This is a genomic window from Photobacterium indicum, assembly GCF_003026215.1.
Classification (GTDB): Bacteria; Pseudomonadota; Gammaproteobacteria; order Enterobacterales; family Vibrionaceae; genus Photobacterium; species Photobacterium indicum.
In genome coordinates this window covers 734,623-746,486 of the sequence record NZ_PYOC01000001.1, presented here as the reverse complement: position 1 = coordinate 746,486, position 11,864 = coordinate 734,623, and the positions used below count along the sequence as shown (strand labels likewise).

Here is an 11,864-nt window from a genome sequence, read left to right as displayed (position 1 = left end):
AGCTCCTTGCTAGCAAAAAATGACAATAAAATGGGGAAGGTTACCCCTCCCCGTAAAAAGAATTACTTAAGCATGTGACCTGCGGCTTCATCTAGCGCACCATTAATGTCCTGACGACCATCAACAATGTTTTTGATTGCATTACCCTGGGCATACCAGAATGCAGCCATCTGCGGAACGTTAGGCATGATTTCACCGTTCATTGCGTTATCCATAGTGGCAGCAATACGGGTATCCTTGTTTAGCTTCTTCTGGAATGATTTCAGCGCAACAGCACCTAGTGGCTTGTCATCGTTAACCTTACCTAGACCTTCATCAGTCAGTAGGTAGTTTTCGATGAACTCAACAGCTAAATCTTGGTTTGGTGACGCAGAGCTAATCCCCGCAGTCAAAATACCTACGAATGGCTTAGATGGGCTACCATTTAGCTTAGGAAGCACAGCAACACCGTAGTTAATGCCTGACTTATCAGCGTTACCCCATGCCCATGGGCCGTTAATAGTCATTGCTACATTACCTTTGTTAAACTCAGCATCTGAGATGCTGTAGTCCATATCGGCAGAGATCACTTTTTTGTCAATAAGGCTCTTAATAAACGTCATGCCACGCTTCGCGCCAGCATTGTTAACACCTACATCTTTTACATCGTAGCCTTCAGCAGTAAACTTGAACGCGTAGCCACCGTCAGCAGACAGTAGTGGCCATGTGAAGTACGGTTCTTTTAGGTTCCACATGATGGCTTTCTTACCATCTTTCTGAAGTTTCTTGTCTAGTGCTTCAACGTCTTCCCAGTTCTTAGGTGGGTTTGGAACAAGATCCTTGTTATAAATTAAAGAAAGTGCTTCAACTGCAACTGGGTAGCCGATGTACTTACCTTCGTACTGCACAGCATCCCAAGTAAAATCGATGATTTTATCTTTTAGTTCTTTAGATGGTTTAACTTCAGCTAACAAACCAGATTTGGCGTAACCACCAAAGCGATCGTGCGCCCAAAATACGATATCTGGACCATCACCAGCAGCCGCTACCTGAGGAAATTTCTCAGATAGACCATCAGGAAAAGCAACTGTCACTTTTATGCCTGTGTCTTCTTCAAACTGTTTACCTACTTCTGCCAAGCCGTTGTAACCTTTGTCACCATTAATCCAAATGGTCAATTGGCCTTCTTCAATCGCTGCATGTGCAGAGACAGAACCTAAAGCTGCAAGGGTACAAAATGCGACAGTACTGAGGACTTTCTTCATTGCTAACATCCTTCATGATTGTTATATGTTGTACTCCAGAAAATCCTCTGCAGCACAATTTGCAGTCTGTATCATCCACCAGTAATGAACCCTCGGCATCATCCTGAGCCCTACGCCCCCATCCCTAAGATTTAAAAGCGTGATCTCCGTCATTTCAATTAGTGACGCAGATCTAAAAACGTGGCCTGATTGTGATACAACGCACATAGTACTTGGATTAAAAGGGCACATCAGTAACCGGTATATCAAAGTGTGATCCAAACACTCCTCCCCCCTTTATCCCCCTTTTAAATTCTTTTCAAGGATGATGTTTCATCGTGATAGTTGCGTAAGATGAGAAACATACCCTATGGGGTAGATGAAGAAGCTTTAACTGCTCTACTTTATGCAGATTTTATTTTTTAATAACACTTTATTGAAAACGACAGCATCCTATTACTTCTTGGGGAAGTAAGTAGTAGGAATTTGGTCAGGGTAGCCATTCTTCCACTGCCTGGATGATACTTACGCTACCCATTTTTTTCTTCACTACACCAAAAAATTCTTTACCCGCAAGACTCGGCATGAATACTATGTCTTATTAATAAGGTCTTGCAGGCAACACAACTTAGAGGAAAAGGCTCGATGACGAGTGTCACTTTACGAAATGTATGTAAAGCATATGGAGATAACCTGATTTCCAAAAATGTTGATCTCGAGATCGCTGAAGGGGAATTTGTAGTATTTGTTGGTCCATCAGGCTGTGGTAAATCAACTCTTCTTCGTTGCATCGCTGGTTTGGAAGATATCACGTCGGGCGATTTATACTTCGGCAAAGAACGCATGAATGACGTTCCGCCTTCTGATCGTGGGGTTGGGATGGTATTCCAATCATATGCTCTTTATCCGCACTTAAATCTCTTCGACAACATGTCTTTCGGTATGAAATTAGCCAAAGCAGATAAAGGCGAGATCAAAAAACGCGTTAATAACGCAGCTGATATTCTTCAGCTTGGACACTTACTTGAACGCCAACCTAAAGCACTTTCTGGTGGTCAACGTCAACGTGTTGCGATTGGTCGTACCATTGTGTCTCAGCCCAATGTATTCCTACTTGATGAACCACTATCGAATCTAGATGCCGCGCTTCGTGTTCAAATGCGCATCGAAATTGCTAAGCTGCACAAACAGCTCGGCTGTACCATGATCTACGTAACGCATGATCAAATTGAAGCAATGACCATGGCTGAAAAAATCGTGGTTCTTGATGGTGGTTATGTTTCTCAGGTCGGTAAACCACTAGAGTTATACCATTATCCACAGAATCGCTTTGTTGCTGGCTTCATCGGCTCACCAAAGATGAACTTCATGAGTGTGTTTATCGAACAAGTTGAAGATGAGCGCGTTATGGTACAAACGGCTGATGGAAAAGCATTCTGGATCCCTGTTGATGGCACAACAGTCACGAAAGGCGACCGTATGTCACTGGGTATTCGCCCTGAACACCTTGTATCAGCTGAAGAAGGTGATACAAGCATCGAAGGTACAGTACAAGTTGTCGAGAAGCTAGGCTACGAAACTCAAGCCTATATCCACCTAGATCACGTGGATGCAGATTTCATCTATCGTCGTCCGGATACACTACAAGTAGAAGCTGGCGATAGCTTTAAAGTAGGCATACCTGCACACCGTTGTCATTTATTCCATAGCGATGGTCGTGCCTGCCGTCGTCTATACCAAGAAACCGGCATATAAGCCCTTCTGTTTTTCTCTATAACAAAAAGCGCTGCTCATTCATACGACAGCGCTTTTTTGTGTCTGAATTTTACAGCACTAACACGGAGCTTTACATGATCTTTGACGCTCGAGTTAAAACCTATGATCCAGATAGAATGGTTCTATTACCAACCTTTGATATGCCCCAGCTAAAACGTCAGCGCTGTATTCGAGTTTATCTTCCAGCGGATTATTACAGCAGTACAAAGCGCTATCCGGTTATCTATATGCATGATGGGCAAAATGTCTTTGAACCAAATCTCTGTATTGCTGGTATGAGTTGGCAAGCTGGCGAACACCTCGATCACATGCAACAGCAAGGTAAAACTGATGGCATTATTCTCGTTGCTATTGATAACAGCCCACTGAAAAATGGCTTGGGGCGTTCGGATGAATACTCTCCTTGGCCTTTTGGTGGGGTAATACCAGACAGACTCTAGGTGGCGAAGGTGAAGCTTATAGTGCTTTTATCGTCGAAACACTAAAACCCTATATCGACCAGCACTATCGTACTCTCCATCAACGCGAATACAATACGATAGCAGGTAGTTCAATGGGGGGGCTGATCAGTTTATACATCGCATTGCGATACCAATCCGTATTCGGTTGCGCTGGAGTATTTTCACCTGCATTTTGGTTTGCTGAAGCGGACATGAGCGACTGTATCCAAGCAACCCCAATTACAGCACCTATCAATGTCTATATGGATATAGGAACGAACGAGACCAGCGATCACACATTGCGCGGTTTCCCAAATCTTTACCTTAATGGTGCAAAACGCTTTCACCACCAGCTGCAAGAAAAAGATAAGAAAATAAGCTGCAAACTGCTTATTGAAGAAGATGCTGTTCATAGTGAAAGTTCATGGGCAAGACGCTTCCCGGCCATGATTGAACAACTTTATTGCCGTTAAACGGCCACACACCTAAACTTATACTGGTAAGGGATTAGTGACACCACCAATGGTGTAACTAAACAGATAGAGATAATCAGCAGTCTCTTTGATAGAGGATCATGACATGAGCAGCCACAACACAATCGAAGATATCGAACAGCTAATCTATATGGCTTATCAAGAAGGTAACTATCAGGAAGCAAAATCGCTTGAAACCCAAATGAAGCAGCTTAGAGGCAAAGACAACCTTTATGATGAAAATGAACCCTACTCGATAGAAGGGAAAATCTTTATCGATGAGTAACACTTTATCCATGAGTAACAACAGGGTGATATGGTCATAAATACAGAAACGCTGCCCATTGGGCAGCGTTTCTATATTTATAAAATTCTATCTTTATAAAAGCATCGCGTTAATTCACTTAATCTGTTGCCTTAGCAAAACCGCTCGATTCGACCTGTTGCTGTAAAACATGTTGGTTTTTTAGCACTCTGAAATCAAGCTCCAAATCCGGTTGTGCAAATTGCAACTCACCAATTTGAGCCTGATAACCCGGTTGAACACAAATAAGACCCACACGTTTACCGTTCACTTCAGCAACTGCTTTCATTGGATCGAAGCTAACCGTCACGACCTGCTCTCCAAGTTCAAGATTGAGTTGATATTTAGCTTTATCATCCGCAAACAATACTAACTCAAGCTGCTCCCCAGATACATGTCGGTAACTCAGCTGATAGTTTTCTGCGCCGTTTTCAGAGCGTTCAAAACTGACATTCAAGGCATTATCGTTACCAAAGCGCAATACCGCCTGTGCAGACTGCCACGATGAAGGTAGACAAGGAGCCAATGTTACCTTATCGGTCAAGAGGTTCGGCGAAAAGCCCATATAATCCTGATAGCCATTACGAGTAAATTCTGACACAGACCATGCTTGTGCATAGGTTCCCGTCGTCGTCAATCCTCCTTCGGTGCTCAGGAAAGCATCTAGGTTTTCGCTCATTGCCCCACGATGACCAATAGATAGAATCTGCTGAGATAGGTTTTTTGTTAGTTCATAAGCAAAATCAGCATAGCCATACTTCACCAAGCTTGAAACAGTAAAGCCTGCGTTCCAGCCCCAAATCGTTCCGTTATGGTAAGCAGCATCTTTATGGTATTCATCTCGATTGGCATGGAACGGGTGGAAATCAGGATCATACTGCGATAGCGACGTGATTCCCCAAGGGTACAATAATTCACTTACTGCATTTTTCACCACCTTCGCACCAATCAACTGATCAACCAAGCCACCGTCAAAAGGTACCGTTAAGGTCATTAGCTGGTTCGGGCGTACCTGCAAATCACGGCCGTCATCTTCCTTCAGGCGATCGGCCAGCATTTCAGTCTGCTCATCCCAGAACATCTTTTGGAAACTGAATTGCACCTTATCTGCCATTGCACGATAGCGCAAAGCAGATGCCTGATCCTGATTCAACCGAGCCAGTTCAATCGCCACCTTCAGGCTGGTATACCACAACGCCTGAATATCATTGGCGCGGTTGCCCCTTGCCGACCAAGGTACTTTGCCTTCTAACTTGGCATCCATCCAAGTATCAGGATCACGGTGAGTCATCAAGCCGTGTTGATCCAGATAATTTTTCTCGATTCCATCAATGTATGTCTGCACGATCGGGTAGATCGTTTTCGCATAATCAAGATCACCGCTATAGCGCAAGTAATCCCATACTTCCCGTACCATCCACGGTGTACCATCCGTCGTGTTATAGATAATGTTGGTCAAGCTGGTAACACGGTTCGGGATCCGACCATAATTTAAGCTTTGATCATCGGTTAACTGCATAGAGGCGAAGTTATCAATGATGGTCTTAGCATCATCGAAGTCACCATTAACCAATGTAATACCCGGCAAAGCGATGAAAGAGTCACGTCCCCAGCAATCTTTGAACCAAGGTAAGCCCGCCCAAATCCCTTTACCAAATTCATTAGAGACAAAAACTTTACCCGATGCCTTTGCCCACATTAATGCGCGGTTGTATTCAAGATCTGAGGTCCATAGGTAAGACTGTGTCAACATGTCATAGGTTTGTTGCTGATGCAATGTGTAGCCATCTTGCTCCAGCAGCGCATTAGCCTGCTTAATGGCCTGCTCTTCTGTCTCAGCAAAAGCCAGATAAACGGTAAAGCTGGTTTCTTTTTGGCTGGTTTCAATCACAGGTTTAACATGACTGCCACTTAGGTGCATCACCTCTTTCAACGCAGGCATCTCGGTGAACGTTGCTTCCCTAAATCGGAAAGACTTATTTGCACAAATAGCTATAAAGGATGGTGTATTTTCCTGACGCAAAGATGAATCAAGTTCATACACCATTCCGTTACCGAAAACTTTTACCGACGAAGTATTAATCGCAAGATTAAGCTGTGGAGCAATAGCCAAGGTCGCTGCATTTTCCGAAGAAACGGTTAGTGCTGATGCGCGTTGCTGCGAAAATAGCATCATCGTATCTAACGCTTGGTTTTGATAATAATGTGTCACGCCGTAAGGTAGAATTTCTGCGTTCTGGGCATCATTTTTATTATTAACAACACCATCAACAAACGATGCAAACGTACCTAGATACCAACCCTGCTTATGACGGTATTTACCGGCTGCAACAAAACCATGGGTTGCACCTTCATAATAACCATCGATATTGTCGCCAAACACAAACGGCGCACTTTCACTCACCTCAATAGCCAGCTGCTCAAATAATTCTTGGGGCTTTAGAACTGGCTTTGCTTTAGCGAGTAACGTGCCAGTTTTTGATTGGATAACAAACTCAGCTTGAATAAGTTCGCGATCAGGTTCCGCATCGTTATTCTCACCACCGAATGAAATCAGTAAGGATGGCTGCGTACCTATCACTGTCAAAGTAACCGTATACAATCCAGTACTAGGTGCTAGAAACGTCAGGTCATTGCCAATCCCCTTCGCAGCCATTAAAGGCTGAACCTGATCGACAGAACATGCCACTGCTTTGTATTTATCAGCAGAAAAAGTCAGCAACTCACTGCCCTGCTGATCGGTAATTTTGAAACTATGCTGATCCGCCGAAAGGCAAATTACAGCCTGATAGCAGCCTTCACCAAGGTAAGACATCGGAGTGTCATCACCCCAACCATTAAATGTGCCTTTAACGTACAGCTGCTCGTTATATGGTGCTTGTGCTAACCTGTTCACTTGTATTCCTTATCAGTAATAGATACCGCGATCTTCTTTATATTCATTGTCGAAATAGGCTATTCAGAAAGCAAAATGCGCAGACTAGGCCTGCGCATTGAATTGATGATTACAACCTGCTATAGGCTAAGAATCGACTTATTTTTTGATTTGAGAAGCCGCTGTATCAAGCGCTTCTTTTACTGTTTGACGACCTAGCAGTGCGTTTTCAATCGCGGCGCCTTCAGCAAACCAATATGCCGTCATTTCAGGAATATTAGGCATGATTTCACCGTTTTCAGCATTGGTCATCGTAGCGGCAATTCGGCTGTCTTTAGACAAAATGTGTTGGTATGACTTCAACGTAACAGCACCTAATGGCTTGTCGTCATTGACAGTCTTAAGGCCTTCATCAGTCAGTAGATAATTCTCAAGGAATTCAACCGACAAATCTTGGTTCGGGCTAGCAGCATTAATACCTGCACTTAATACACCAACGAATGGGTTTGATTTACCACCATTCAACGTTGGTAGAACAGCGACACCGTAGTTGATTTTAGATTTTTCAAGGTTACCCCACGACCATGGACCATTGATGGTCATCGCCACGTTGCCTTTGTTAAATTCAGATTCTGCAACGGCGTAATCCATATCAGGAGAGACGACACCTTTCTTCGCTAAGTCAACCAAGAAGCTTAAACCAGCAATACCTGCTTCGCTGTTAACACCTACTTGTTTGCCATCAAAACCATTTTCAGTTTTCTTGAAAGCGTAACCGCCATTTGCCGAAATCATTGGCCATGTGAAATAAGCATTCTTCACATCCCACATGATGGCTTTCTTGCCTTTCGCCTTCATTTCTTTTTCGATGGCAATCAACTCTTCCCAAGTCGCAGGAGCCTCAGCCAATAGATCTTTGTTATAGATAAGCGATGGCGATTCAACAGCAACAGGGTAACCCACTAACTTGCCGTCATAAGTCACAGCATCCCAGCTGAAATCAACTAACTTGTCCTTAAATTCTGCAGACGGTTTAACTTCTGCAAGTAGACCTGATTTTGCATAACCACCAAAGCGGTCATGTGCCCAGAAAATAATATCCGGACCGCCACCCGTCGCAGCAACCTGCTGGAATTTTGATTCTAGCGACTCAGGGTACTGAACGTTTACTTTAATACCGGTATCTTCTTCAAACTGGCGACCAACCTCAGCTAGACCGTCATAGCCTTTATCGCCATTAATCCAAATAAGAATTTCACCTTCCTGCATCGCCGAAGCGGCCATAGGAAAAGCCAGTGCAGCTGTTATAGAACAAAGAGTCAGAGTTTTAAGAACACGTTTCATAATTGATTTCCGTTGTTATTCTTATTGATAGATGCATTCTGCCTCCCCTCAGTATAATGAGCATCATCCCCCTCCCTACGCCCCCGTTAGTTTTGCCCAACTCTGTGAAACTGAACACATTATGTTGGATAGAGACTCATTATTACGCAGTGAAATCCTTTCAATATCAGTCGTGACACTCACTTTTCAAATAAATAAATTATCCAAATCAGCGTCAGAAAATATTTTTATGACTAGAATTAAATCCTATGAAAAAACTTTTGTGCAATAAATCACAAAAGAATCTGTTCTATATGTATGCAATGACCACTTCCATAAGGAAAGTAATTATGAAGTTAAAAGCTTTACTCATTGCCATTAGCTTATTCTTTGCTAACGTAGCGATGGCGTCTGGACACTGCACTTGGTATATAGAAGACCGTGGCTGGTGCACACCCTATTTTCCAACTAGCGATGCCACTCCTACAAAAAAATAGCCTTATGAAAATAGAAAAGCCGCTGATATTCAGCGGCTCTACATATCTTCGTCACGGGGGTGCAACGCAAGCTAAATTAATTCAATTGCAAAATCATTGAAGACAGCGAAGAGATAGAGAGCTGCAGTTCACCAATCCCATTAGCAACAGACAACACTACAGTGTGATTACCATCTAGTTGTTCGGTGAGCGTGTATTCTCCATTATCAAGTTGCCAAGCATCGATCAGTGATGACGGTAACTTTATCATAACCATTCCCTGATCATGTTCAGCAAAGTTCGCGACCACTAACAGCTTCTGTTGTTGATCATAACGGCTAAAACAGAATAGCTGTTCATTGTAAGTATCACTGTACTCTCTGTTATGTCGGTGAATTTCCTGATATTCGCCTAGCATAGCGGTACTGGTAAGTGAGAAGTTCAATAAACGTTGATAGAAATCACGCAGTTCATGTTCTTCATCCGTCAGTAGACCACCATCAAACGCGCCATTGTTCATCCAACGCTGATGGCTCGGCACACCAAAATAATCAAAGATAGTTGTTCGTGAATGCAAGCCAAATCCAGCATCTTCAACGCCCTCTTCACCAACTTCCTGACCACTGTAAATCATGGTCGGTGAAGTACTGAGCGTTGTTGATACTAACATTGCAGGCTTACCCTTATTGGCATCACCAGCAAACTCTGGACTCGCTACCCGCTGTTCATCATGGTTATCAAGGAAGTGCAGCATATGATGCTCAATATCCATCAACTGCTGTTGCACCTCAACAATAGCATCGGTTGACCCACGGCCTTGCATGACAAGCTTCAGTGCATCATACAAATCAACTTTATCGTAGAGGTAATCCATTTTACCTAAATGAATATAATCACGATACAAGTCTGGCTGGTATACCTCAGCCATCAAAAACGTCTCTGGATTCACCTGTTTAATTGAGGAGTTCATATAGCTCCAAAACTCAACCGGCACCATTTCTGCCATATCATAGCGGAACCCATCAACACCCAATGCCAACCAGTACAAGGCAATATCACGGAACTTCACCCAAGAATCAGGCACCGATTTACCTTGCCAAAACTCAAAGTGCTCAGTGTGATCTTTCTTATTAAAGCCTTGTGGCAGTTCATCAAAGTCTTTACTACCATCGGGCTTAACGCCATAGTTCACTTTGACAGTTTCATACCAATCATCAAATTGTGGCTTTGCTAGGCGAGAACCGTTCCCCGTCCATTTGGCCGGAAATTCTTCATACGGCGTATCGAAATCAGGATGCGCTTCACCACCCAATGGCAGATAACCATTTTCAGCGTCAGGGACAGTGAACGCTTCATCAGGAATATAGTAGAAATTATTATCTCGGTGATAGACCAACGTCGTATCATCTGATGCACCAAAATTTTCCACCCCAGCAGGATTCGTTATCCCTTGATAACGGCGCGCAACATGGTTAGGTACAATATCGATGATCACCTTCAAACCATGACGATGGCTGCGCTCAATCAACGCTTTGAATTCTTCGAGGCGGTTAGCCGGATCAACGGCCAAATCAGGGTTGACGTTATAGTAATCTTTAACAGCATAAGGGGATCCTGCTCGCCCCTTCACAACACTGGGGTGATCTGAATTAATCCCGTATTCACTGTAGTCTCGTACAACGGCATGATGCGGCACACCGGTATACCAAATATGGCTAACACCTAGCTGCTTTATTTCGCTTAATGCTTTATCAGTAAAATCATTAAATTTTCCGATGCCATTTTCTTCAAGAGTGCCCCACGGCTTATTCGTTGTATTCGTATTACCAAACAAGCGAGTAAAAACCTGATAAACAACATGCTTTGCAGGTACATTCGGTTTAATTTTATCTGTCATGAATTAGAACTCAAAAGGATTAAAACGGAAAGAGAAGGCAGATGGAACGGGCTGATGAATACCAGCTCGTATTCCAAACTACATCAAGGTGCAGGATTCGGCATTTCTGCACCTTGATGAGTGTGGATGTTTAGGTTTAGGTTTACTTTTTGATTAGTTCAACAAACGTAGTTTCAGCTGAGCTTGATCCCGCTCGTTTGGCCTCTTCAACTAATTGAAGGGCTTTGTGCATCTCATTTTTCTCAACAGCCGCTTTAATTTGGCCATTATAGAATGCCTCTGTTTCTGGCAACATGGTTATGTTGCTGGTTTTGACAGCAGGAGTCGCTGTTGATACCGCAGCAGCAACGGGTGCAGACGCAACAATAGCCGTAGCAGCCGTCACTTCACTCGCACGATATGAACGCAAGTTAATTGGCTTTAGATCAATCTCTAACGAGCCAAACTTCTGATGCTGAATAACAGGATCGGTAACCATTGGTCTTGCAAGGCCGAGCTCTTCAGCTCGAAGACGTTCAGGGTGTGGGATCTGAATGCTCCCTTCACGGTATTCCTTCGGTGAATAAACCACCATGTACGGCGTCTTACTCTGCTCCATTACAAAACGATGCTGATAACTGGATAGGCTAAATATATTTGATGGCTTAACCTCAAATTCATCCAATGTAATCATCTTCACTGGCTGAAACTGCGGATCCAACAGAAGAACTTTTGGTGCAAACACTCCAGCTGTCTTCATCCAACTCTTCAGGTCAACACTCATACGTTCCACATTCTGGGGGATGACGAAGCCTACAAAGTAACTTTTACCTTCAGGAAAATCACCTACCTGAGAATATTCATCAATAGCAAAGTCGACACTATCGTCCGTCATCGGAATCCAGGAAAATTCACTGTATGAATTACAACAAGTCGCCGCAGTTATTGAAACGTCTTTGACCATCTCTGTTGTCGGGGAAGCCGCGCAGCCCATCAGGCTTGCTGCAAGCAGTGCAGCTAATGTTGTTTTAATCACTTTCATCTTTGAACTCCCGTACCCTTATTAGATTATTATGGGTATATAGCTATTCGTATCTC

The 11,864-nt window shown here is 43.5% G+C and carries 9 protein-coding genes; 4 read left to right on the top strand and 5 right to left on the bottom strand.

The genetic code is table 11. The features are described from left to right. Positions 1-62: 62 nt before the first annotated feature. A complete protein-coding gene (gene malE / locus C9J47_RS03185) occupies positions 63-1,244 on the bottom strand; it encodes a maltose/maltodextrin ABC transporter substrate-binding protein MalE (RefSeq protein ID WP_107252214.1) in 1,182 nt (393 codons plus the stop codon). Between the two features lie 624 nt (positions 1,245-1,868). Here malE (C9J47_RS03185) and malK point away from each other — a divergent pair. From malK to C9J47_RS03165, 4 genes are all read left to right on the top strand, one after another. Continuing rightward, positions 1,869-2,978: a maltose/maltodextrin ABC transporter ATP-binding protein MalK gene (gene malK / locus C9J47_RS03180; protein WP_107252213.1), complete on the top strand. Its 1,110-nt coding sequence runs from the start codon at positions 1,869-1,871 to the stop codon at positions 2,976-2,978. Positions 2,979-3,073: 95 nt separating this feature from the next. Next, entirely contained in the window at positions 3,074-3,439 is a 366-nt protein-coding gene (locus tag C9J47_RS03175) for an alpha/beta hydrolase-fold protein (protein ID WP_107252212.1), read from the top strand. Continuing rightward, positions 3,403-3,912, top strand: a complete 510-nt coding sequence (locus C9J47_RS03170; protein ID WP_170107420.1) for an alpha/beta hydrolase — start codon at positions 3,403-3,405, stop codon at positions 3,910-3,912. The genes C9J47_RS03175 and C9J47_RS03170 overlap by 37 nt, the downstream gene beginning before the upstream one ends. 106 nt (positions 3,913-4,018) lie before the next feature. After that, the gene (locus C9J47_RS03165; RefSeq protein WP_107252210.1) at positions 4,019-4,198 is read left to right on the top strand and encodes a hypothetical protein; all 180 of its coding nucleotides are present in this window, start codon (positions 4,019-4,021) and stop codon (positions 4,196-4,198) included. A 118-nt stretch (positions 4,199-4,316) separates the two neighbouring features. On the opposite strand, the gene C9J47_RS03160 is transcribed toward C9J47_RS03165, so the two are convergent. The 4 genes from C9J47_RS03160 to C9J47_RS03145 form a co-directional block, all read right to left on the bottom strand. Continuing rightward, positions 4,317-7,112, bottom strand: a complete 2,796-nt coding sequence (locus C9J47_RS03160; protein WP_107252209.1) for an amylo-alpha-1,6-glucosidase — start codon at positions 7,110-7,112, stop codon at positions 4,317-4,319. Between the two features lie 138 nt (positions 7,113-7,250). After that, positions 7,251-8,435 (bottom strand): maltose/maltodextrin ABC transporter substrate-binding protein MalE, encoded by a 1,185-nt coding sequence (gene malE / locus C9J47_RS03155; protein WP_107252208.1) that lies wholly within the window; start codon positions 8,433-8,435, stop codon positions 7,251-7,253. 552 nt (positions 8,436-8,987) lie between these two features. Further along, entirely contained in the window at positions 8,988-10,787 is a 1,800-nt protein-coding gene (locus C9J47_RS03150) for an alpha-amylase family protein (protein WP_107252207.1), read from the bottom strand. A gap of 142 nt (positions 10,788-10,929) precedes the next feature. Then, complete coding sequence (locus C9J47_RS03145) at positions 10,930-11,808, bottom strand: MalM family protein (protein ID WP_107252206.1); 879 nt, start codon at positions 11,806-11,808, stop codon at positions 10,930-10,932. Between the last annotated feature and the right edge of the window lie 56 nt (positions 11,809-11,864).

Coding starts and splice junctions, on each gene's coding strand:
- malE (WP_107252214.1), bottom strand. CDS start 1,244: ATGAAGAAAGTCCTCAGTACTGTCGCATTTTGTACCCTTGCAGCTTTA.
- malK (WP_107252213.1), top strand. CDS start 1,869: ATGACGAGTGTCACTTTACGAAATGTATGTAAAGCATATGGAGATAAC.
- C9J47_RS03175 (WP_107252212.1), top strand. CDS start 3,074: ATGATCTTTGACGCTCGAGTTAAAACCTATGATCCAGATAGAATGGTT.
- C9J47_RS03165 (WP_107252210.1), top strand. CDS start 4,019: ATGAGCAGCCACAACACAATCGAAGATATCGAACAGCTAATCTATATG.
- malE (WP_107252208.1), bottom strand. CDS start 8,435: ATGAAACGTGTTCTTAAAACTCTGACTCTTTGTTCTATAACAGCTGCA.
- C9J47_RS03150 (WP_107252207.1), bottom strand. CDS start 10,787: ATGACAGATAAAATTAAACCGAATGTACCTGCAAAGCATGTTGTTTAT.
- C9J47_RS03145 (WP_107252206.1), bottom strand. CDS start 11,808: ATGAAAGTGATTAAAACAACATTAGCTGCACTGCTTGCAGCAAGCCTG.